The organism is Saccharopolyspora sp. NPDC050389, from assembly GCF_040655595.1.
In the GTDB taxonomy this organism is placed as follows: domain Bacteria; phylum Actinomycetota; class Actinomycetes; order Mycobacteriales; family Pseudonocardiaceae; genus Saccharopolyspora.
In genome coordinates this window covers 12635-34437 of sequence record NZ_JBFAKG010000007.1, presented here as the reverse complement: position 1 = coordinate 34437, position 21803 = coordinate 12635, and the positions used below count along the sequence as shown (strand labels likewise).

Sequence of the window (21803 nt, the reverse complement as noted above, 5' to 3'; positions counted from 1 at the left end):
AACAGACGTGAAATGCATCACATTTTCTTGAGGTCGTTCGCGGTGTGCGACAGCGCCGGCTCTTACCGGTTTTCGCACTCACGACCCGCGCTCAGGCGTCGGCGAGGAAGGTCCGGATCTCTTCGGCGATCCGGAGTGGGTTGTCCTCCATCGGGAAGTGGCCCGCGCCGGGGATGATCGACAGTTGCGCGTTGGGGATGTCCTCGGCCAGGCGTCGCGCGAAGGCGGGCGGTTGCCAGCGGTCTTCGGCTCCCCACACGATTCTCGTCGGCGTGGTGAGGGTTTTCAGCAGCGGAGTCACCCGTTGCGTCGGTGTTGAGTCGTAGTGGCGAACCTGGTGCTCGAAGAACGACGCCCGGCCCATCGCTGTCCTGTGTGGAGCCAGGTAGGCCTCCAGGGTTTCGCCGGTCATCCTGGTCGGGTCCGCGACCGTCATCGTCAGTTGGCGGGTCAGCATCGCCTCGAACTCCGCCTGGGGCATGGCGGCGTAGTCGGCGAGGTGGTCGCGGATGATCTCCTGCCAGGTGCTCGACGGCCACGAGTCGTAGCTGACCGAATCGATCAGCATCAGGCGCTCGACGCGGTCCGGCTGGCGGGTGGCGAAGATCTGGGCTACCGCGCCGCCGATGTCGTGGGCGATCAGCGTGCAGCGTCGGATCTCCTGTTGCGCCAGGACTTCTTCGAGCAGATCCGCCTGTGCCGTGACCGAGGTGTCGCGGTTCGGCGGGCGCTCGGAGGCGCCGTAGCCCAGCAGGTCGTAGGTCAGGACGCCGTGCCCCGCGGCTTCGACGGTCGGGATCACGTTGCGCCAGATGTGGGAGTGCGACGGCGTTCCGTGCAGGAACACGAGCGTTTCGCCGGTGCTTCCGACGGTTCGCCGGAAAGCCAGCCGCACTCCGTCGACGATCAGGTGCCGGTCCAGGATCATGCCGCGCCGTCCAGGGTGATCACGAGCTTGCCGAAGAAGTCCTTGGCGGCGAAGGTCTTCTGCGCTTCGGGCAACTCGTGCAGCGGATACGTCCCGGCCAGCAGCGGCATCAGCTCGCCGCGGGCGATGTGCCGCCGGAGCTGGGCGAAGTCGTCGTGGGTGCCGAACGACGAGCCGATCAGCTGCAGCTGGCGGAGGTAGACCGTGCGCAGGTCCGTCTCCACCAGCGGCCCGGCGATCCCGCCGGCCACGACGTAGCGACCCAGCGGCCCGAGCATCCGCAGCAGCGCCGGGAAGCCCGGCCCGGCCACGACGTCGGCGACTACGTCGACCGGGCCGACCGCGGCCCGCACCGCCGCCTCCAGGTCGGCGGCGCGCCGGTCCACCGTCGCATGCGCTCCGAGGCGCAGCGCGCGCTCCCGCTTCGCGTCGCTGGTGATCGCCACGACGCGCGCTCCGCGCAGCGTCGCGAGCTGGATCAGCGCCGAGCCGACTCCGCCGGAGGCGCCGGTGACCACAACGGTCTCGTCGGCGCGGACGGCCGCCCGGTTCAGCATCCGCATCGCCGTCGCGTATGCGGTGGGGAAGGTCGCCAGCTCCGCATCGCCGAGGTCGCTGGCGATCGGGTGGGCGTTCTGGGCGGGCACGGTGGTGAATTCGGCGAATCCGCCGTCGCGCTCGCTGCCCAGGTACGCGGTGTCGACCAGTTCTCGCTCGCCGCCGGTGTAGAGCATCGGGTCGACGATCACCCGCTCGCCCAGCCGGGATTCGGGCACGCCCACGCCGGCCTGGTCGATGCGGCCGACCACGTCGGCGCCCTGGATGCGCGGGAACTCCAGGGGCTCCCGCCGCCAGCCCGCGCTCGCCCCGGGGTCGTCGGGGGAGCCGTACGCGCCTTCGCGGGTCCAGATGTCGGTGTTGTTGATCGCGGTGGCGGCGACCCGGATGCGCACCTCGCCCGGCCCGGCCTGCGGCTCGGGCACGTCTTCCCGGTACGCCAGCTTCTCCGGTCCGCCGAAGCCGGTGAGCAGCACTGCCCGCATGGGAAACACTCCGTTCTGGGTATTGGTCCCGGTCGGGACAGGTATACCGACCGGTGTGGTTACCAGGGTAGGCGTGCGTGGCTTGATGTCAACACACCGGTAGGTATAGTCGAGGCGTGGGAAGTGCTGCGGAGTTGTTGGAGAAGCTGACGCCGGCCGGGCGGCGGGTGCTCGACGTGGCGGCGGAGCTGTTCTACCGGCAGGGCATCCACGCCGTCGGCGTCGAGGCGATCGCCGCCGAAGCGGGCGTCACCAAGAAGACCCTGTACGCGTGCTTCGGCTCGAAGGATCAGCTCGTCACGGCGTACCTGGTCGAACGGGACCAGCATTGGCGCGCCTGGCTGGAGCGGTGGGTCGCCGAGCACGCGGCCGCGCCGGAGGACGAGCTGCTGGCGGTCTTCGACGCGCTCGAAGCGTGGATGGGCGGCGGGGACTTCCGGGGCTGCGGATTCGTCAACGCCCTGGCGGAGATCCCGGATCCCGAGAGCCCGGCCCGCGCCGTGATCATCGGCCAGAAGCGGTGGATGCGCGAGTACTTCGAGAAGCTCGCCGCGGCAGCCGGACTGGCTGATCCGGCGGACTTCGCCCACAGCGCTCTGCTGCTCTACGAGGGCGCGACGGTGGCGGCCTCGGCAGGCTTCGACGGCGCGGTCCGCCAGGCGCGCAAAACCGCGGAGATCCTGCTCAAGGCCTGAGTGCTGATTGCGACGGTGCCGGTGAGCGGCTGCGCTGCTTCAAAAGCGAAGACGAGCCGGGATCAGTCCACTTCGGACGCGATGGTGGCGCGCAGCGCGTCGACCGCGTGCCGGCGGTGCTCGTCGAGCAGCCGCACGAGTTCGCCGGCCCGTCGATCCGCGACCGCCGCCACGATCGAATCGTGCTCGTGGCGGACGCGCTCGCGGTTGGTGCTGGAGTTGTAGTACACCGCGCGATAGGCATCGGTGGCGTCCCAGAGCGTGCGCACGACGCGCAGCAGGCGGGGCATCCCGGCGGGCTCCAGCAGCGCGAAGTGGAAGCGGCGGTTCGCCGCGATCATCGCGACCAGGTCGCTGCTGTCGGCGGCCTTCTCGACGTCGAGCTGGGCGTCGGTGATCCGGGCCAGGTCGGCGTCGGTGAGCCGCTCGGTGGCCACCGTCGCGGCCTCCGATTCGAGCAGCTCGCGCATCCGGTAGACCTCCAGCAGGTCGCCCAGCGACAGCTCGGCCACCGAATATCCCCGGTGCGGCTGGTAGATCACCTGGCCCTCGGCCTCCAGCGTCTTCAGCGCCTCGCGCAGCGGAACCCGGCTCACGCCGAGGCGCTGGGCGATGGTGTCCTGCCGGATGGGCTGGCCCGGCGCCAGCTCGCCGGACACGATGGCCTTGCGGAGCTCGCCGAGGACGAACTCCTGGGTGGTGGGTGGTCGTTGCATCCCCGGCTCTCCAGTTTTCGCGGTTCTCCGGCGTCTTGACCGCCGCCCGATCAACTGTATATTGGATCCAAAATCTCGGCTAGGCAAGCCGCTGTTCAGGCCACCGCGCTGCACCGGTGCCGGATGGGGCCGGCCTGCCGATCGGAAGGGTGGGTGCATGGAGACGCTGCCGCTGGAGGGCGTGGTCGTCGCGGACTTCAGCCGGGTGCTGGCCGGGCCGTACGCGACCATGCTGCTGGCCGACCTGGGCGCGACCGTGATCAAGGTGGAGCGCCCCGGCGACGGCGACGACACGCGTTCGTGGGGACCGCCCTGGACCGAGCACAGCTCCGCCTACTTCGAGTCGGCCAACCGCGGCAAGCGCAGCATCACCCTCGACCTCGCCGACCCGGCGGACCAGGAGGCCGCGCGCCGGCTCATCCGCCGCGCCGACGTCCTGGTGGAGAACTTCAAGGCCGGCTCGCTGGCCCGCTACGGCCTGGACCACGAGAGCGCGCTCGGGATCAACCCGCGGCTGATCTACGCCTCGATCTCCGGGTTCGGCAGCAAGGAAGGCGCGCACCTGCCCGGCTACGACTTCGTGGTGCAGGCGCTCGGCGGCCTGATGAGCATCACCGGCGAGGCCGACGGCGCGCCGATGAAGGTCGGCGTGGCGGTGGTGGACGTGCTCACCGGCAAGGACGCGGCGCTGGGCATCATGGCGGCGCTGCGGCACCGCGAGCTGACCGGCCGCGGCCAGCACGTCGAGGTGAACCTGCTGTCCAGCCTGCTGGCGTCGCTGGCGAACCAGATGAGCAGCCTGCTGACCACCGGAGTCGCGCCGAAGCGGATGGGCAACCGGCACCCGAGCATCGCGCCGTACGAGGCGCTGCGCTGCGAGGACGCCTTCCTGGCCGTCGCGGTCGGCAACGACGGGCAGTTCCGCAAGCTCTGCGAAGCGCTGGGGCTGGTCGCGCTGGCCGACGACCCGAGGTTCGCGACCAACGCGCAGCGGGTGGCCAACCGCGAGGAACTGGCGCGGCAGCTGGAAAACGTGCTCGGCGCGCGGACCGCCGCGGACTGGCAGCAGCGCCTGCAGGGAGTGGGCATCGCGTGCGGCCAGGTCAACGACCTGTCGCGGGCCGTGCACTACGCCGAGTCGCTGGGGCTGCGGCCGATGGTCGATCCCGGCGGCGGCGCCGCGATGCAGGTGCGCACGCCCATCGACTTCTCCGGCCACGGCACCGCCGAGGTGACGCCGCCGCCGCTGCTCGGCGAACACACCAAGGAAGTCCTCACCTGGCTGGAGGACTCCGAACAACAGCTTTCCCCGCTCGTCTCGAGGAGGAGCCCGCAATGAGTGCCGGTGGAAAACGTCCCGCGTTCGACCCGCGCGATCCGCTGGGGATCGACGCCGAATTCACCCCGGAGCAGCTCGCGATCCGCGACAGCGTGCGCGCGCTGTGCCGGGACCACGTGCAGCCGCACGTCGCGGAGTGGTTCGAGCGCGGCGAACTCCCGCAGGTCCGGGAACTGGCCCGGGAGCTGGGCAAGCTCGGCGTGCTGGGCATGCACCTGGAGGGCTACGGCTGCGCTGGACTGTCCGCAGTGGACTACGGCATCGCCTGCGAGGAGCTGGAGGCCTGCGATTCGGGGCTGCGCTCGCTGGTCTCGGTGCAGGGCTCGCTGGCGATGTTCGCGATCTGGCGGTGGGGCTCGGAGGAGCACAAGCAGCGCTGGCTGCCGCAGATGGCCGCGGGCGAGGCGATCGGCTGCTTCGGCCTGACCGAGCCCGACCACGGCTCCGACCCGGCCTCGATGCGCACCGCCGCGCGCCGAGACGGCTCCGACTGGGTGCTCAACGGCCGCAAGATGTGGATCACCAACGGCACGGTCGCCTCGGTCGCGGTGGTGTGGGCGCAGACGGACGAAGGCGTGCGCGGCTTCGTCGTCCCGACCGACACGCCGGGCTTCTCGGCGCCGGAGATCAAGCACAAGCTGTCGCTGCGGGCGTCGGTGACCAGCGAGCTGGTGCTCGACGACGTCCGGCTGCCCGCCGACGCGGTGCTGCCGGAGGTCACCGGGCTGCGCGGGCCGCTGTCCTGCCTGAACGAGGCGCGCTACGGCATCGTGTGGGGCGCGGTCGGAGCCGGGCGCAGCTGCCTGGAGACGGCGCTGGACTACGCGACCACCCGCGAGCAGTTCGGCCGGCCGATCGGTGGCTTCCAGCTCACCCAGGCCAAGCTCGCCGACATGGCGGTGCGAGTCCAAAATGGACGGTTGCTGGCGCTGCACCTCGGCAAGCGCAAGGACGCCGGCGAGCTGATCCCGCAGCAGGTGAGCTTCGGCAAGCTCGACAACGTCCGCGGTGCGCTGGAGGTGGCCCGCACGGCGCGGACCATCCTGGGCGCCAACGGGATTTCGCTGGAGTACCCGGTGATCCGGCACATGACGAACCTGGAGTCGGTGCTGACCTACGAGGGCACCAGCGAGATGCACGCCCTCACCATCGGCCAAGCCCTAACCGGGCTCGCGGCCTTCCGCGGCTGACAAGGGTGTTCCAAGCTCGTCTTGCGTGACGGCGCGGGTAGCGGAACCTCAGGAGCTTTCTCGCTGTGGGATCCCCGACGCACGTATGTTCCAATACGTCGCGTCGGGGCCGTCCTCGCGAGAAAGCTTCTGAGAACCCGCGGCGGTGCCGGTTGCGTGGGTGGTCTAAGCGGTTGCGCCGCTTGTCCCTTGCCGGGTCGGCGCCACACCCGCGAACACGCCGGCCTAGCGGAGCATGGGTGGTAGGACTCGGTGGGTCCAGTCGGTGGCCTGCTCGTAGGCGTGGGCCAGTTGCAGGAGCGGCCACTCCGCGTGGTTCCGGCCGATCAGCTGGACGCCCATCGGCAGCCCGGACTCGCTGAAGCCGACCGGCAGGTTCACGATCGGCAGCCCGGACAGCGTCCACGGCGCGACCGTCTCCATCCAGCGGTGGTAGGTATCCATCGACCGGCCGTCGATCTGCTCCGGCCAGCGCTGCCCGGCGTCGAACGGGAACACCTGCGCGCTCGGCGCGAGCAGGAAGTCGTAGTCGTCGAACAGCCCGGCCACCGCGGCGTACCACTCGTTGCGGCCGGTCAGGGCGCGTGCGATGTCGTCGGCGGTGAGCCGCTGGTAGCCCTCGATCTCGAAGATCAGCTCCGGCTTGAGCAGCTCCCGGGTGGCCGGATCGGCGTGCAGCTCGGCGTTCTTGCGCCCGACCGTCCACGACCGCCACAGCAGGAAGGTCTCCCACGCCTGCTCGACCGGCAGCCGGCGCGACACCGGCTCCACCTCGCAGCCGATCTCGGCGAGGGCGCCGAAGGACGCCTTGCACAGGTCGAGCAGCCCCGGCTCGGTGGCCAGGTAGCCGTCGAAGTCGCCGATCCAGCCGATCCGGGCTCCGCCGAAGTCGTGCTCCAGGTTTCCGGTGAACAGCTCCGGGTCCTGCTCGATGCTCAGCGGCGCGCGTTCGTCCGGACCGGCCATTGTGGACAGCAGCATCGCGATGTCCCGCACCGTGCGCCCCATCGGGCCGACCACCGCGGGCTCGCTCAGGAATCCCTCGCTCGGGATGCGGCCGAAACCGGGCCGCAGCGATACGAGATTTCCCCACGCCGCCGGGTTGCGCAGCGAACCCATGAAGTCGCTGCCGTCGGCGACCGGCAGCATCCGCAGGGCCAGCGCGGCTCCCGCGCCGCCGCTGCTGCCGCCCGCGCTGCGCGTGGTGTCGTAGGCGTTGAGCGTGGTGTCGAACACCGGGTTGAAGGTGTGCGAGCCCAGACCGAACTCGGGGACGTTGGTCTTGCCGATGACGATCGCGCCGGCCTCGCGCATCCGCCGCACGTGCAGGTCGTCGGTCGTCGCGACCTGCTCCGCGAAGATCGGCGAGCCCATCGTGGTGGGGAACCCGCTCGCGTGGGAGAGGTCCTTCACCGCGATCGGGAAGCCGTGCATCCAACCGATGGGATCGCCGCGGTCGAGTTCTTGGTCCCGCTGCTTGGCCTGCTCGATGAGCTCGGCCTCGTCGGCGCGCGACACGATCGCGTTGACCGCCGGGTTGAGCCGGTCGATGTGCCGGAGGTAGGTCTCCAGCACCTCGACGCAGGTGACCTCCCTGCGGCGGATCAGCCAGGAAAGCTCCACGGCATCCAGCAGCACCAGGTTCGGGACCTCCGGCGCGGGAAGCCGGGAACCGGGTGCCACGACCACGCTGTCTTCCTGTTGTCGACCCACGCTGTTGACCTTTGCGCTTCGGCGGGGCCGACGTCAACCGGGCGTTCGGGGAGGCGTGCGTCACGTTAGCGTTGCTAAAAAACCCGCCGGTTCGCACGCTGGTAAGACCAGCACACCGCAACGTGCCGCGAGGAGGACGCATGCCCGCAGTGGCCGTCGCCGGACAGACTCCGCGGACCATCGGGATCCCGCGGGTGCTGTCGTCGGTGGCCGCGGTCGTGACGGTCGGGGTGTTCCCGGTGTTCCTCGTCGGCGGCATGGGCGTGCAGCTGCAGCAGGACCTCGGATTCGGCGCGGCGCTGCTGGGTGTGGGCGCGGCCGGCTTCTTCGGCGTCGCGTCGCTGTCGTCCCGGACGATGGGGTGGGTCGTCGAGCGGATCGGTGCCCGAACGGGCATGCGGTTGGGCGCGCTCGGCAGCTCGATCTGCCTGTTCGGGCTGGCCATGGCGCCCGGCGTGCCCTGGCTGCTGGGGCTGCTGTGGGTGGCCGGACTGCCGAACTCGCTGGCCCAACCGGCCTCCAACCTGCTTATCGCGCAAGGCATTCCGGCCAACCGGCGGGGCATGGGCTTCGGCGTCAAGCAGTCCTCCATCCCGGCCGCGACGCTGCTGGCCGGGGTCGCGGTGCCCGCCGTGGCGCTGACCGTCGGCTGGCGGTGGGTGTTCGTGATCGCCGGGCTGGTCGGCCTGGTCGCCGCCGTCGCGGTGCCGCGGCTGCCGGATGCCGAGCGGTCCGCCGCACGACGTGCCGATACCACCGGGCGCGACGCGGCTCGCGGTGCGCTGCTGTTGCTGGCGATCTCCGGCGGCCTCGGTTCGGCGGCGGCGAACGCGCTCGGTGCGTTCGTCACCACCACCGCCGTCGAGGTCGGGTTCAGCCCGTCCGCGGCCGGACTGGTGCTGTCGCTGGGATCGGCGACCGGGCTGACGGTCCGGTTGTGCGCGGGAGTGCTCGCGGATCGCAAGAACCCGAACCTGGTGCGGGTGATCACCGCGATGCTGCTGATCGGTTCGATCGGCTTCGGGCTGATGGCGGTGAACTCGCCGGTGGCGTTCCTGATCGGCGTGTCGATCGGCTTCGGCGCGGGCTGGGCCTGGCCCGGGCTGCTGAACTTCGCGGTCGCCAAGATCGCCCCGGACCGGGTCGCCAGCGCCACCTCGTTCACCCAGACCGGCATCTACCTGGGCGGCAGCCTCGGGCCGCTGCTCTTCGGCATCCTGGCGGAACAAACGGGCCTGGCGGGAGCCTGGCTGGCGGCGGGAATCGCGGCGATCACCGCGGGCGTCCTGCTGCTGTTCATCCGCCGCTGAGGCGGCCGCCCGATTCCAGGCAAAACCGGAAACCCGTCCGGGGCGTGCCGGAGTTGGTCAGGGCTTTCGGGCTACTCCGCCGTAGAGCAGGCGGTAGCGGCGCTTTGCCGCGGTCTGGCCGGGTTCTGGTCGCCAGTCCGACAGGTACGTCGCTCCCGGCGGTAGGACCTCGAAGTCGCCGAACTGCTTCTCGATCCACTCGACCTCGCGCGGGTGCAGCGGATCCGTGGTCTCCGCGTAGCGGCCCGACAGGATGCGCATCTCGTCCGGGTCGTGGCTGCCGGTCAGGTGCGAGATCACCAGGTGGCTGCCGGGAACCAGCTCGTCGCGATAGGCCTCCACCAGCGCGACCGGGTCGTCGGAGTCGGGAACGAAGTGCAGCACCGCCGTCATCAGCAGTGCCACCGGTTCGTCCAGGTCGAGCAGTTCGGCGGCCTCCGGGGAACCCAGGATCGCCTGCGGGGCGCGGCAGTCCGCCCGGATGATCTCGGCGCGCGATTCGCCGGCCAGCAACGGCTTGCTGTGCGCGACGGTGAGCGGCTCGTTGTCCACGTAGAGCACCCGGAAGTCGCGGGTCCGGCGCCGCGCCACCTCGTGCACGTGGCCGATGGTGGGGATGCCCGAGCCGAGGTCAACGAACTGGCGGATGCCGCGCGCGAGCAGGTACTCCACTGTGCGCCGGACGAATGCCCGGTTCTCCCGGTATGACTCGCCGATGTCCGGCAGCTCCCGCTCCAGGGCTTCCATGAACGTTCGCTCGCAACCGAAGTTGTGGCTGCCGCCGAGGAACGCGTCGTAGATCCGGGCGGCGCAGGGCCGGGCGATGTCCATCTCCCGGACCGGCGGGATGCGCGTGTCGGCCATGATCGTCCTCCCCTCGCTGCCAGAATCGTACAGTAGTCAACTGATAACACTGCGTGTTCGCGATCGGTCTGGCACCGCGCTTGCTGACGGTCGTGCGCGCGTACGACGATGGTGACCGGAAACGACGATCTGATGGAGGTGCTCGTGGCCGACGAAGTCCGCGCGGTGGTGGCGACCGGGAAAGGCGCACCGGTCGAGGTGGTGACCATCCGCGTTCCGGATCCGGGACCCGGAGAGGCCGTGGTGCGGGTGCAGGCGTGCGGGGTGTGCCACACCGACCTGCACTACCGAGAGGGCGGTATCAGCGACGAGTACCCGTTCCTGCTGGGGCACGAGGCCGCAGGCATCGTCGAAGCGGTCGGCGAGGGCGTGCGCGATGTGCAGCCCGGCGACTTCGTGATCCTCAACTGGCGCGCGGTGTGCGGTGTGTGCCGGGCCTGCAAGCGCGGCCGGCCGCAGTACTGCTTCGCCACGCACAACGCGGCGCAGCCGATGACGCTGACCGACGGCACGCCGCTGTCGCCCGCGCTGGGCATCGGCGCCTTCGCGGAAAAGACGCTGGTGCACGCCGGGCAGTGCACCAAGGTCGATCCCGCGGCGCGCCCGGCGGTGGCCGGGCTGCTGGGCTGCGGCGTGATGGCCGGGATCGGGGCCGCGATCAACACCGGCAACGCCGGGCCGGGAGACACCGTCGCGGTGCTGGGCTGCGGTGGCGTCGGCGACGGCGCGATCGCCGGGGCGAGCATGGTCGGGGCGCGACGGATCATCGCGGTGGACCGCGACCCGCGGAAGCTGGAGTGGGCGCGGCAGTTCGGCGCCACGCACACCGTGAACGCCGCCGAGACCGACAGCGTCGAGGCGATCCGGGAGCTCACCGACGGCTTCGGCGCCGACCTGGTGATCGACGCGGTCGGCCGCCCGGAGACGTTCGAGCAGGCCTTCTACGCGCGCGACCTGGCAGGCACCGTGGTGCTGGTCGGCGTGCCGACGCCGGAGATGAAGCTGGAGCTGCCGCTGCTGGACGTGTTCGGCCGCGGCGGTGCGGTGAAGTCCAGCTGGTACGGCGACTGCCTGCCGGAACGCGACTTCCCGATGCTGATCGAGCTCTACCTGCAGGGCCGGTTGCCGCTGGAGAAGTTTGTCAGCGAGGAGATCGCGCTGGACCAGGTTGAGCAGGCGTTCGAGAAGATGCACCGCGGCGAGGTGCTGCGTTCGGTGGTGACCTTCGGATGACGCCGCGCATCGACCACGCGACCACCTCGGGCACGTTCTCGCTGGACGGCCAGACCTTCGACGTCGAGAACAACGCGTGGGTGGTCGGCGACGACCGCGAGTGCGTGATCATCGATGCGCCGCACGACGTCGAGGCGATCCGCCGGCTCGTCGGCGATCGGCGGGTGCTGGGCGTGGTGTGCACGCACGCCCACGACGACCACGTGCGCAAGGCGCCGGAGCTGGCCGACGCCGTCGGGGCACCGATCTTCCTGCACCCCGACGACATGGTGCTGTGGAACCTGGTGCACCCGGACCGCGAGCCCGACCGGGAGCTCGCCGACGGCCAGGTGATCGAGGTCGGCGGCGCGAGCCTGCGGGTGCTGCACACGCCCGGCCACGCGCCGGGCGCGGTCTGCCTGTACTCGCCCGAGCTGGGCGTGGTGTTCACCGGCGACACCCTGTTCGCCGGCGGGCCCGGTGCCACCGGTCGGTCCTATTCGGACTTCGACGTCGTCGTGGCGTCGATCCGGGACCGGCTGCTGCCGCTGCCCGAGGACACCGAGGTCCGGACCGGACACGGGGAGAGCAGCACGATCGGCGCGGTCCGGCCGCAGTTCGACGAGTGGGTCGCGCGCGGGTACTGACCGTTCCCGGTAGGTCGGCGGCGGCGAACGGTAGGTTCGCCGCTACGACTTTCGCCGGATGAAGCGCGTCGGCGCGTTGGTACACGATCTTGGTTCTCGTGAGTGGTGGTTCCGGTTCTTACCGAAACCACCACTCACGAGCCGGTCCGCGCCCGACGCGCTGACGGCTTCATGAACGGTCTTGAGGCAGGTTGGATTGGTCGATCACGCAATTGGCGGCGCCGCAGTGGCTCAGCCGCGGACCGGCTTGCTGGCCTGGGCCACCGCGCACCGCGCCATGCTCGGCGATCTCGCTTTCGTGCTGGTGCTTTCGGTGCTGCACGGCTTCGACCTGACCATCGGCGACCATCCACCCTGGATGGACTGGTGGTGGCCGCTGCTGGTGAGCGTGCCCGCCACCGCCCTGTTGCTGCTGCGCCGACGGGCGCCGTGGCTGGTGCTTTTCGAGCTGCTGGCGGTCACCGTCGGGCTCACCGCGTTGCAGCTCAACATCGGCGGGCTGAACCTGGTGATCCTGGTCGCGGTCTACTCGGTCTGCGTGCGCGTCTCGCTGGTCGGCGCGGTGGGTGCCGCGACGGTCGCGATGGTCTACCCGGTCAGCGAGCTGGTCGTCTACGAGCTGTCGCCGGTGGAGGGACTGCTGCGGATCTCCGGCGCGGTGGTGAACCTCGTGATGGTGGTCGGCTGGGCCCGGGCGGTGCGGATCGGCCGCCGGCGGGCGGTGCAGCTGGAGCAGACCATGGCGCTGCTGGACGAGGCGCGCGATCAGCTCGCCGCCGACGCCGCGGTCGTCGAGCGGGCCCGAATCGCGCGCGAGTTCCACGACATCGTGTCGCACAACCTGTCCGTGGTCGCGCTGCGCGCGGGCGTCGCCCGGGCGCTGATCGACCGCGATCCGGATCACGCCCGGCAGACCCTGCAGGAGCTCGAACAGACCTCGCGCGGCGCGCTGGGGGAGATGCGCAACCTGCTCAACGTGCTGCGCGATCGGAACCCGGCCGGTCAGGATCCGATGGACTGGCAGCCGATGCCCAGCCTGGACGGGGTGGACGCGCTGGTCGAGTCGGTTCGCGGCGGGCACGTGGTGTGGACGCTCGACCGGCGCGGCAAGGTCCGCGAGCTCGGCTCCGGCGTGGAGATGACCGCGTACCGGATCGTGCAGGAAGCGATGACGAACGTGCTCAAGCACGCGGGGGCCGGTCGAGCGCGGGTGTCGCTGGACTACGGGCCCGATGCGCTGCGGATCGAGGTGACCAACCGCATCAGCGGCGTCGACGCGGTTGATGGCAGGCCTGTCTCCCAACAGTCGGGACATGGGCTGATCGGCCTGCGGGAACGCGTTGCGCTGCTGGGCGGAACCTTGACCGCACATCCGATTTTGAACGGATTTCACCTTGAAGCCGTGCTACCGTGCCCGGGAAATTCGGACCTGGCCTGACTCGCAATGCAGGCCGTCCGGACCGAGGAGGGCCCGGCGTGGAAACTGCGGACACGACTGTCCTGGTAGCCGATGACCAAGCGATGATCCGCGCGGGACTTGTTGCGCTGCTGTCCAACGAGCCGGGCCTGCGGGTACTGGCCGAAGCCGCCGACGGAGATGCGGCGCTGGCCGCCGTGCGCCGCCGCCGGCCCGACGTGGTGCTCATGGACGTGCGGATGCCGGGCAAGGACGGCATCGCTGCGGCCGGCGACATCATCGCGGAGACCGGCGGCGAGACCTCGGTGATCATGCTCACGGTGCACGATCTCGACGAGTACGTCTATGCCGCGTTGCGCGCCGGCGCCAGCGGTTTCCTGCTCAAAGACGCCACGCCGGAGGAACTGGTCAAGGCCGTGCACACGGTCGCGGCCGGAGATGCGCTGCTGTCGCCGCGGGTCACCAAGCGGCTCTTACAGCGCTTCGCGGCGCTGGGCGTCCGCGACGCGCGCAGCGAGCTGAGCGTACTGACGGAGCGGGAACTAGACGTGCTGCTGGAGGTCGCGCGCGGCGGGTCGAACGCCGAGATCGCCCGCAACCTCGGGCTGGCGGAGCTGACGGTCAAGTCGCACCTCTACCACGTGATGCAGAAGCTGCACCTCAGCTCGCGCACCCAGCTGGTGATCACGGCCTACGAGACCGGCCTGGTGTGCCCGGGCCAGGCCGAGGTGCGCCCGCGCCAGGCCTCGGCCTGACGGCCCGCACCCGGCGCGGCGGGCTCGGCCATTAGGTCTAATGGGGACATGGGTTCTGAACTGCGAGTCGGACTTGCCGGATACGGCGTCGGTGGCGCGATCTTCCACGCGCCGCTGATCGCCGCCCACCCGTCGCTGCGACTGGCGGCGGTCGTCACCGCCAACCCGGAGCGGCAGCGGCAGGTGCGCGCCGAGCATCCCGACGCCGCCGTCGTCGACGACATGGACGCGCTGCTGGCGCGCGAACTGGACCTGGTGGTGATCGCCAGCCCCAACCGCACCCACGTCGAGCTGGCCACCGCCGCGCTGGACGCGGGCCTGCCCGTCGTGGTGGACAAGCCGTTCACGCCGACCTCGGTCGAGGGGCGGCAGCTGATCGAGCACGCCGCGGCCAAGGGGCAGCTGCTGACGGTTTTCCAGAACCGCCGGTGGGACAACGACATGCGCACGGTGCGCAGGCTGCTGGACGACGGGGAGCTGGGCCGGGTGCACCGCTTCGAGTCGCGGTTCGAGCGGTGGTCGCCGACGCCGAAGCCGACCTGGCGGGACTCCGGCGGCGTCGAGGACGTCGCGGGCATCCTCTACGACCTGGGCAGCCACCTGATCGACCAGGCCCTCCAGCTGTTCGGCCCGGTCGCGGCGGTCTACGCCGAGATCGACTGCCGGCGCGAAGGGGTGCGGGCCGATGACGATTCGTTCATCGCGCTCACCCACGCCAACGGGGTGCGCTCGCACCTGTGGATGAGCAAGGTCGCGGCGCAGCATGGCCCGCGCTTCCGGGTGCTCGGCGACGCCGCCACCTTCACGAAGTACGGCCTGGACCCTCAGGAGGCCGAGCTGCGCGCCGGCCGCCTGCCCGTCGACGACACCTGGGGCCGGGAGCCGGAGGCGATGTGGGGCGTCCTGGGCGTCGGCGACGACGTCCGCCGGGTGCCCAGCGAAGCGGGCGACTACCTGGCGTTCTACGACGGAGTCGTCGCGGCGCTGCGCGACGGCGCGCCGCCGCCGGTGGACCCGGCCGACGCGGTGGCGGCGCTGGACGTCATCGCGGCGGCCCGCCGCTCCGCCGCCGAAGTCACCGTCGACCGGCTGCTGTAGCAGATCGGTCGGTCGAGCAGGTGCCGTGTGTACTTTGTGCTGCCATGGCAGCACAAAGTACACACGGGTGGTCACCGGGCGAAACGATCGTCCACGTTGGTCAGAACCGGTAGGTGCGGGCGATCGCGATGCGGTCGCCGTCTTCACGGGTGCCCGCCTCGACGTCCGGTGGCCTCGGGCGGAAGCCGGGGGCCGCGGCGAGGCCGTGGGTTTCGTCGATCGCCGTCACCCGGACCTGGTTCCCGCGAGCGCGGAAGGTGATCTCCGCGCCTTCCGGTGGCAGAGCGCGGAAGCGGATCTCGCCGGGCCACGTTCCGGCGCGAGTGCCGGACACCTGGAGCGACACCGGGGCGCTGCCGGGGGCACGAGCCGTGACGTCGGTGATCGGCTGGTCCACGCGCAGCACCAGGTCCGCCGCGCCGCGGCTGGAGGACACGTGCAGGGTCACGGTGTCTCCGGCGCGGGATCCGGTCACGCGTGGCCCGTCGGCGTCGAGTGGTTGTGCCGGGCCGGTCCACAGGTCACCACGCGCGTATCCGGCCGGGAGCCGGTCGGTGTTGCGGGTGCCCACGAACTGCCTGGTCCAGTCGGTCGGCTCGTCCTCGGCGCTGACCCAGCTCGCGGAGTTCGCGTCCGCGTCCAGCACGTAGGCGAGGTGGGAGCGGCGAGGGTGCTGCGCGTCGAATCCGTCCGCGGCAAGACCGCCACCCACCGAGGCGCAGGCGACTGCGAATGCCGACAGCAGGACGACTGCGACGGTTCGACGGCGCAGTGCGCGATCGGGGAAGAACAGCTCGCCGATCGGCGGCAGCACCAGTCCGAACAGGACGGTCAGCAGCGCGCCGGCACCGCCGAGGGCCAAGCCCACGCCCTGGAAGACGTTGCGCGCGACGGCAGGCAGCACCATCGCGGACACCACGGCACCGGCGGAGACCGCAACGAGCGCCCACCTCGGGAACACCAACGCGACGAGCACGCCGAGAGCTCCCGCCAGCGCCGGAACGGTGAACACGAACGACGCTCCCGGCGCGAACGCCGCGCACACCATGCCCAAGGCCGTCGGCCAGGCCAGGCCGCCGAGCGCGAGCGCCGCCCGGCCGAGTCGGTTGCGCAGCGGCAGGTACCAGCAGAGCAGCGCGAATCCGGTGAGCGCGACGATGGCGAGCTGGAAGATCAGCGGCCGGTGCACCAGACCGCCCATCAGGTCGTAGCCGGGGCGCACCGCCACCATCAGCGACCACAGCGCCTGCGCGAGCACGACCGACGCGCCGATCGGCAGCAGCGCGGACAACGCGCTCAACAACACCCTCGGCAGCGAGACCAGCCGTCGGTACCGCGCCAGCACCACCGCGCCCACCAGCAACAACGCGGCGAGTCCGGCTAACGGCCAGACCAGCGTGCCGGGGTAGGTGATCGTCATGCCGAGCGCGCGGAAGTAGATCAGGTCGTGGTCCGAACGCAGCCCGGCGAGATCGGCACCGCCGAAGGCGCGGGCCAGGGCGAGCATGTTCTCGCCCTGGTGCTGGAGGCTGCCGGGTTCCAGGTTCGCGATCGTGTCGCCGGCGGTGTGGTAGCGGGACGAGCCTTCGATGTAGGCGGAATTGAGGCCGGTGAAACCGGCCTGGGTGAAGGCGGTGAAATCGGTGTTGTTCGGCAGCAGCCGGTACATCGCGACCATCGAGGAGTCGCCGCGCGGGTGTGCGACCGCGGTGGTGAACGTTTCGACCAGACGCGCGTTGTCCTTCGACGTCTCGAACATCAGCGACGGGCCGTCGACGCCCCGTGCTTCCCAGTTGAGGACCACGCCGCCTCGACGGGCGAGCGGGTGTTCCCGGACGAACGCGTTCGCGCCGAGCACGCCGTCTTCCTCGCCGTCGGTGATCACCAGCACGAGGTCGTTGCGCAGCGGCCCCTCTGCCCGCAGCGCCCGGACGGTCTCCAGCATCGCCGCGACCGAGGAACCGTCGTCCGACGCCCCGGGGCCGACGGCCGCCGAGTCGTAGTGGGCGGCGAGCAGGACCGATCCCGTGGACGCGTTGCCGGGCAGCGTCGCCACCACGTTGTCCACCCGGCCGAACGTCGCCAGCCCGGTGGCCGAGCGCGCCCCCACCGAGTGCTGGACCTGCACCTGCAGGCCTTCCGCGCGCAGCCGGGCGACGAGGTGATCCCTGGCCCGGTCGCTCGCCGGGCTGCCCATCGGACGGGGCTCGGTGGCGAATCTGCCGAGCTCGGAGACAGCGCGCTCGGCGCTGAACTCGCCGGCGGGTGCGGAGGCTGGGACGGGCTGCTGGGTGCTCGCGTCGCCCAGTACGGACAACGCGAGCACCACGAGCACGGCGAGCGCGCTCGCGACCCCGGCCGCGGCCCGGAACCGCGTGTTGATCAACTTTCCAGTCACGATGCGCAAAGCTATGGCGCCGCGGCGCGCCCCGGAATGCGGTGCACAGCATTCATCGACTGCGGTTTTCCGCAGGTACCCGGTTCGTGCTGGTCCAGCGCGGCCGAGTTGCGAACCGGCGGGTGCCGCCCACGCTGGTTGGCGGGTGTCGAGCTTGAGGAGCCGGGATGAGCAGCGAGACCAGCACCGCGACCGGGGCCACCTGGACCACCACGCCCGCCGTGTCCGATCACCTGGACGCGTCGGAACTCGACGGCCTGCAGCTCTGGTGGCGGGCGGCGAACTACCTGTCCGTCGGGCAGATCTACCTGATGGACAACCCGCTGCTGCGGGAGCCGCTGCGCCCCGAGCACGTCAAGCCGCGGCTGCTCGGGCACTGGGGCACCACGCCGGGCCTGAACTTCGTCTACGCCCACCTCAACCGGGCGATCCGGGCCCGCGACCTGGACATGATGTACGTGATCGGGCCGGGGCACGGCGGGCCGGGGCTGGTCGCGGCCGCGTGGCTGGAGGGCACCTACAGCGAGGTCTACCCGGACGTCGCGCAGGACTACGAGGGCCTGCGCCGCCTGGTCACCCAGTTCTCCTTCCCCGGCGGCATCCCCAGCCACGTCGCGCCGGAGACGCCCGGTTCGATCCACGAGGGCGGCGAGCTCGGGTACTCGCTCTCGCACGCCTTCGGCGCCGCCTTCGACAATCCCGACCTGATCGTGGCGTGCGTGATCGGTGACGGCGAGGCCGAGACCGGGCCGCTGGCCACCAGCTGGCATTCCAACAAGTTCCTGGACCCGGCGACCGACGGCGCGGTGCTGCCGATCCTGCACCTCAACGGCTACAAGATCGCCAATCCGACGGTGCCGGCGCGCATCCCGGACGAGGAGCTGTTCAGCATGCTGCGCGGTTTCGGCTACGAGCCGTACCTGGTGTCCGGTTCGGTGCCGGAGCCGATGCACCACCTGTTCGCCGCGACGCTGGACCGGTGCCTGGACGAGATCGCCGCGATCCGGCGCCGGGTCCGCCGGGACGGCCGGGTGCAGCGGCCGCGTTGGCCGATGATCGTGCTGCGTACCCCGAAGGGCTGGACCGGTCCAGCCACTGTGGACGGAAAGCGAGTGGAGGGCACCTGGCGGTCGCACCAGGTGCCGATCAGCGATCCGCGCAACGACGAGCAGCACCTGCGCCAACTCGAATCCTGGCTGCGCAGCTACGAGCCCGCCGCGCTGTTCGAGAGCAGTGGTGCGCCGGTGCAGCGGATCAAGGACCACAACCCGGTGGGCACCCGGCGGATGAGCGACAACCCGCACGCCAACGGCGGGATCCTGCTGCGCGCGCTGCGGATGCCCGACTTCCGGGACTACGCGGTGCGGGTCGACGAGCCCGGCGCCACCACCGGCGAAGCCACCCGGGTGCTGGGCGGCTTCCTGCGCGACGTGATGCGCCTGAACGACGGCGAACGCAACTTCCGGGTCTTCTCGCCCGACGAGAACAACTCCAACCGCCTCAACGCGATCCTGGAGGCCACGTCGCGCGCCTGGGACGCGGAGACCGAGCCGGGCGACGACGCGCTGGCCCCCGACGGCCGGGTGATGGAGATCCTCTCCGAGCACACCTGCCAGGGCTGGCTGGAGGGCTACCTGCTCACCGGCCGGCACGGGTTCTTCTCCTGCTACGAGGCCTTCGCGCACATCGTGGACTCGATGGTCAACCAGCACGCCAAGTGGCTGAAGGTCAGCGGAGGGCTCGCCTGGCGGCCGCCGATCGCATCGCTGAACTACCTGCTGACCTCGCACGTCTGGCGGCAGGACCACAACGGTTTCTCGCACCAGGACCCGGGATTCATCGACCACGTGATGAACAAGAAGGCGGAGGTGGTGCGGGTCTACCTGCCGCCGGACGCGAACACGCTGCTGTCGGTGGCCGATCACTGCCTGCGCAGCCGGAACTACATCAACGTGGTGGTGGCCGGCAAGCAGCCCGCGCCGCAATACCTGGACATGGACGCGGCGATCGTGCACTGCACCAAGGGAATCGGGATCTGGGACTGGGCGAGCAGCGATCAGGACGGCGAGCCGGACGTGGTGATGGCGTGCGCCGGGGACGTTCCGACGATGGAGACGCTGGCCGCCGTCGACCTGCTCCGCGAGCGCTTCCCGGACCTGCGCATCCGGGTGATCAACGTGGTGGACCTGATGCGGCTGCAGGACGAGCGCGAGCATCCGCACGGGTTGTCCGACGCCGAGTTCGACAGCCTGTTCACCCGCGACCGGCCGGTGATCTTCAACTTCCACGGCTATCCCTGGCTGATCCACCGGCTGACCTACCGCCGGCACAACCACGACAACATCCACGCCCGCGGCTACAAGGAGGAGGGCACCACGACCACGCCGTTCGACATGTGCGTGCTCAACCAGATCGACCGGTTCAACCTGGCCATCGACGTGATCGACCGGGTGCCGCAGCTGGGCCCGCGCGCGGCCTACGCGCGAGAAGCGTTGAAGGACAAGCTGATCGAGCACCGCAACTACGTGTCGACGCACGGCGAGGACATGCCGGAGATCCGCGACTGGGCCTGGTCGGCGCGATGAGGGTGCTGACCGTGAACGCGGGCTCCAGCAGTCTGAAGCTCGGGCTGCTGGACGGCGACGAGCCGGTCGCCGAGGAGGCACTGGAGCGCTGGGAGGGCGGGCCGGAGCCGATCCGCCGGTTCCTTGACGAGCACGGCGCGGCTGCCGTCGGGCACCGCGTGGTGCACGGCGGAACCCGGGTCGTCGCGGCGACCGTGGTCGACGACGAGGTGCTGGCCTATCTGGATTCGCTGACCGAGCTCGCGCCGCTGCACCAGCCGCGCGCGATCGCCGGACTGCGCGCCGCTCGCACCGCCGCGCCGGGCACGCCATCGGTGGCGTGCGTGGACACCGCGTTCCACGCCGGGCTTCCGGCGGCAGCGGCCACTTACGCGCTGCCCCGGGAGTGGAACCGGCAATGGTCGTTGCGCCGCTACGGTTTCCACGGCTTGTCGCACTCCTACGCCGTGGTTCGCGGTGCGGAGCTGGCGGGGTTGCCGCCGCGGGAGGGGCGGGTGCTGTGCTGCCACCTCGGTGCCGGGGCCTCGATGGCGGCGGTGCGCGACGGGCGGTGCGTGGACACGACGATGGGCTTCACCCCGGAGGAGGGCCTGGTCATGAACACCCGCAGCGGCACGGTCGATCCGGGCCTGCTCGGCTGGCTGATGACCACGAAAAGCGTTGCGCCGCAAGAGTTGTTCGAAGTGCTGGCGACGCGTTCCGGGTTGGCCGGCCTCTCCGGCGTCTCCGGCGACCTGCGCGACGTGCTGGCGGCCCGCGAGCGCGGAGATGCGGACGCGGCGCTGGCCTTCGACGTGTACCGGCACAGCCTGGTCCGGCACGCCGGAGCGATGGTCGCGGTGCTCGGCGGGTTGGATCTGCTTGTGTTCACCGGCGGGATCGGGGAGCACCAGCCGCCGGTGCGGGCGGCGGTCTGCGAAGCGCTGGCATTCGCCGGCGCGGCAGCGGATCCGGGGCTGAACGCGGAGGCGTCGGCAGACGCCGACATCACCGCGCCCGGCGCGGCGGTGCGCACGGTGGTGGTGCAGGCCCGCGAGGACCTGGAGATCGCCCGCCAAACCCGCGCGGCGGCAACGGTCAGCTGGTGACCGCGCTGCTCGGCTTGCGGGAGGCGGAGTTCCAGAGGACGCACTCCTCGCAGTAGCCGTTGCCCGGCTTTCGCCACCACTGGCAGCAGGTGGTTCGGCGGGGCCAGGTGTCTCGCCGCTCGTCGATGTCCAGCAGGCGCTCGCGTCCCGTCGCCGCGCGGAGTTCGCGGGCCGTGGCGATCGCGTCGCCCGGCATTCCCGCGCGTTGCAGCCGCCAGAGCACCGTGCCGATGGAACCGACCGGATTTCCCCAGTACTCGTGGCTTTCCGGCACTGGGCCGCCGAGCGCATGCAGGGCTTCGGCCAGCGGTTCGAACGCGCGGCTGAGCTGATCCCACCACTGCTGCGGGCTGCTCTCGTCGAGCTGGTCGCCGGTCGGGCGGAGCCCGGAGAGGCGGCCTTCGGCCGTGACTGCGACGCGCAGGTCGTCCAGTGCGGGCAGTGGCGCTCCGAGGTGGTGCTCCGGCACCGTGGCGCAGCAGGCGAGCCAGCCGAAGCGGAACGCGACCAGTACGATTCCCGCCCTGCGGTGCCGGAAGCCGCCGCGCTCCTGCCATTCCTCGACGCAGCGCGCCAGCCACGGCCCAGCCGGATCGCAGAACTCCGCCCAGGGAACCGTCGGCAGGGTGGGGGAGCGGATGGTGCCCGGCCGCGGGAGCAGCCGGTCGCACTCCCGCAGCCGCCCGAGCAGCACGGCCGGCGAGCAGGGCTGGGTCGTCATGATGCGCTCCTGGTCGTCCGGGAGATCACAGAATACCCGGACCTTTCGGACTGCTTCGCATTGCGAATCAAGGACACTGTGGAC

At 70.8% G+C, this 21803-nt stretch carries 18 protein-coding genes; 11 read left to right on the top strand and 7 right to left on the bottom strand.

The window, feature by feature from the left end; all coding sequences use genetic code 11:
* Positions 1–91 precede the first annotated feature (91 nt).
* Positions 92–928 (bottom strand): alpha/beta hydrolase, encoded by an 837-nt coding sequence (locus AB0I53_RS06320; protein ID WP_358597360.1) that lies wholly within the window; start codon positions 926–928, stop codon positions 92–94.
* Positions 925–1971 carry an alcohol dehydrogenase family protein gene (locus AB0I53_RS06315; RefSeq protein WP_358597357.1) on the bottom strand — a complete coding sequence of 349 codons (1047 nt, stop codon included), beginning with the start codon at positions 1969–1971 and terminating at the stop codon, positions 925–927. Before AB0I53_RS06315 ends, AB0I53_RS06320 begins: the two co-directional genes overlap by 4 nt.
* 116 nt (positions 1972–2087) lie before the next feature.
* Between AB0I53_RS06315 and AB0I53_RS06310 the strand changes: the two genes are divergently transcribed.
* The gene (locus tag AB0I53_RS06310) at positions 2088–2666 is read left to right on the top strand and encodes a TetR/AcrR family transcriptional regulator (RefSeq protein WP_358597354.1); all 579 of its coding nucleotides are present in this window, start codon (positions 2088–2090) and stop codon (positions 2664–2666) included.
* Positions 2667–2728: 62 nt separating this feature from the next.
* On the opposite strand, the gene AB0I53_RS06305 is transcribed toward AB0I53_RS06310, so the two are convergent.
* Positions 2729–3382 (bottom strand): GntR family transcriptional regulator, encoded by a 654-nt coding sequence (locus AB0I53_RS06305; protein WP_358597351.1) that lies wholly within the window; start codon positions 3380–3382, stop codon positions 2729–2731.
* Between the two features lie 157 nt (positions 3383–3539).
* Between AB0I53_RS06305 and AB0I53_RS06300 the strand changes: the two genes are divergently transcribed.
* Complete coding sequence (locus AB0I53_RS06300; protein WP_358597348.1) at positions 3540–4721, top strand: CoA transferase; 1182 nt, start codon at positions 3540–3542, stop codon at positions 4719–4721.
* Positions 4718–5911 carry an acyl-CoA dehydrogenase family protein gene (locus tag AB0I53_RS06295; protein WP_358597345.1) on the top strand — a complete coding sequence of 398 codons (1194 nt, stop codon included), beginning with the start codon at positions 4718–4720 and terminating at the stop codon, positions 5909–5911. Before AB0I53_RS06300 ends, AB0I53_RS06295 begins: the two co-directional genes overlap by 4 nt.
* A 225-nt stretch (positions 5912–6136) precedes the next feature.
* On the opposite strand, the gene AB0I53_RS06290 is transcribed toward AB0I53_RS06295, so the two are convergent.
* Entirely contained in the window at positions 6137–7624 is a 1488-nt protein-coding gene (locus tag AB0I53_RS06290) for an amidase (RefSeq protein ID WP_358597342.1), read from the bottom strand.
* Between the two features lie 140 nt (positions 7625–7764).
* On the opposite strand from AB0I53_RS06290, the gene AB0I53_RS06285 reads away from it, so the two are divergent.
* On the top strand, positions 7765–8934 hold the full coding sequence (locus AB0I53_RS06285; protein ID WP_358597339.1) for an MFS transporter: 1170 nt from the start codon (positions 7765–7767) through the stop codon (positions 8932–8934).
* A 57-nt stretch (positions 8935–8991) separates the two neighbouring features.
* Here the strand turns inward: AB0I53_RS06285 and AB0I53_RS06280 are convergent, their stop codons facing one another.
* On the bottom strand, positions 8992–9798 hold the full coding sequence (locus AB0I53_RS06280; protein ID WP_358597336.1) for an SAM-dependent methyltransferase: 807 nt from the start codon (positions 9796–9798) through the stop codon (positions 8992–8994).
* 144 nt (positions 9799–9942) lie between these two features.
* On the opposite strand from AB0I53_RS06280, the gene AB0I53_RS06275 reads away from it, so the two are divergent.
* The 5 genes from AB0I53_RS06275 (at position 9943) to AB0I53_RS06255 (ending at position 14927) form a co-directional block, all read left to right on the top strand.
* Positions 9943–11031: an S-(hydroxymethyl)mycothiol dehydrogenase gene (locus AB0I53_RS06275; RefSeq protein WP_358597772.1), complete on the top strand. Its 1089-nt coding sequence runs from the start codon at positions 9943–9945 to the stop codon at positions 11029–11031.
* Positions 11028–11657 (top strand): MBL fold metallo-hydrolase, encoded by a 630-nt coding sequence (locus AB0I53_RS06270; protein ID WP_358597333.1) that lies wholly within the window; start codon positions 11028–11030, stop codon positions 11655–11657. Before AB0I53_RS06275 ends, AB0I53_RS06270 begins: the two co-directional genes overlap by 4 nt.
* Positions 11658–11883: 226 nt before the next feature.
* Positions 11884–13095 (top strand): sensor histidine kinase, encoded by a 1212-nt coding sequence (locus tag AB0I53_RS06265; RefSeq protein WP_358597330.1) that lies wholly within the window; start codon positions 11884–11886, stop codon positions 13093–13095.
* 38 nt (positions 13096–13133) lie between these two features.
* Positions 13134–13829: a response regulator transcription factor gene (locus AB0I53_RS06260; protein ID WP_132494405.1), complete on the top strand. Its 696-nt coding sequence runs from the start codon at positions 13134–13136 to the stop codon at positions 13827–13829.
* Between the two features lie 48 nt (positions 13830–13877).
* Positions 13878–14927 carry a Gfo/Idh/MocA family oxidoreductase gene (locus AB0I53_RS06255; protein WP_358597328.1) on the top strand — a complete coding sequence of 350 codons (1050 nt, stop codon included), beginning with the start codon at positions 13878–13880 and terminating at the stop codon, positions 14925–14927.
* Positions 14928–15027: 100 nt separating this feature from the next.
* Here the strand turns inward: AB0I53_RS06255 and AB0I53_RS06250 are convergent, their stop codons facing one another.
* A complete protein-coding gene (locus AB0I53_RS06250) occupies positions 15028–17325 on the bottom strand; it encodes a M20/M25/M40 family metallo-hydrolase (protein ID WP_358597326.1) in 2298 nt (765 codons plus the stop codon).
* 167 nt (positions 17326–17492) lie between these two features.
* Between AB0I53_RS06250 and AB0I53_RS06245 the strand changes: the two genes are divergently transcribed.
* Both AB0I53_RS06245 and AB0I53_RS06240 read left to right on the top strand, forming a co-directional pair.
* Positions 17493–19910 carry a phosphoketolase family protein gene (locus tag AB0I53_RS06245; protein ID WP_358597324.1) on the top strand — a complete coding sequence of 806 codons (2418 nt, stop codon included), beginning with the start codon at positions 17493–17495 and terminating at the stop codon, positions 19908–19910.
* Entirely contained in the window at positions 19907–20998 is a 1092-nt protein-coding gene (locus AB0I53_RS06240) for an acetate/propionate family kinase (RefSeq protein WP_358597322.1), read from the top strand. The genes AB0I53_RS06245 and AB0I53_RS06240 overlap by 4 nt, the downstream gene beginning before the upstream one ends.
* On the opposite strand, the gene AB0I53_RS06235 is transcribed toward AB0I53_RS06240, so the two are convergent.
* A complete protein-coding gene (locus tag AB0I53_RS06235) occupies positions 20988–21719 on the bottom strand; it encodes a hypothetical protein (protein ID WP_358597319.1) in 732 nt (243 codons plus the stop codon). The two genes, AB0I53_RS06240 and AB0I53_RS06235, sit on opposite strands and share 11 nt — an antisense overlap.
* Between the last annotated feature and the right edge of the window lie 84 nt (positions 21720–21803).

Excerpts from the sequence above, each read along its gene's own strand:
- AB0I53_RS06270 (WP_358597333.1), top strand. The coding sequence starts at position 11,028 with ATGACGCCGCGCATCGACCACGCGACCACCTCGGGCACGTTCTCGCTG.
- AB0I53_RS06295 (WP_358597345.1), top strand. The coding sequence starts at position 4,718 with ATGAGTGCCGGTGGAAAACGTCCCGCGTTCGACCCGCGCGATCCGCTG.
- AB0I53_RS06280 (WP_358597336.1), bottom strand. The coding sequence starts at position 9,798 with ATGGCCGACACGCGCATCCCGCCGGTCCGGGAGATGGACATCGCCCGG.
- AB0I53_RS06235 (WP_358597319.1), bottom strand. The coding sequence starts at position 21,719 with ATGACGACCCAGCCCTGCTCGCCGGCCGTGCTGCTCGGGCGGCTGCGG.
- AB0I53_RS06285 (WP_358597339.1), top strand. The coding sequence starts at position 7,765 with ATGCCCGCAGTGGCCGTCGCCGGACAGACTCCGCGGACCATCGGGATC.
- AB0I53_RS06300 (WP_358597348.1), top strand. The coding sequence starts at position 3,540 with ATGGAGACGCTGCCGCTGGAGGGCGTGGTCGTCGCGGACTTCAGCCGG.
- AB0I53_RS06305 (WP_358597351.1), bottom strand. The coding sequence starts at position 3,382 with ATGCAACGACCACCCACCACCCAGGAGTTCGTCCTCGGCGAGCTCCGC.
- AB0I53_RS06240 (WP_358597322.1), top strand. The coding sequence starts at position 19,907 with ATGAGGGTGCTGACCGTGAACGCGGGCTCCAGCAGTCTGAAGCTCGGG.
- AB0I53_RS06315 (WP_358597357.1), bottom strand. The coding sequence starts at position 1,971 with ATGCGGGCAGTGCTGCTCACCGGCTTCGGCGGACCGGAGAAGCTGGCG.
- AB0I53_RS06320 (WP_358597360.1), bottom strand. The coding sequence starts at position 928 with ATGATCCTGGACCGGCACCTGATCGTCGACGGAGTGCGGCTGGCTTTC.
- AB0I53_RS06245 (WP_358597324.1), top strand. The coding sequence starts at position 17,493 with ATGAGCAGCGAGACCAGCACCGCGACCGGGGCCACCTGGACCACCACG.
- AB0I53_RS06255 (WP_358597328.1), top strand. The coding sequence starts at position 13,878 with ATGGGTTCTGAACTGCGAGTCGGACTTGCCGGATACGGCGTCGGTGGC.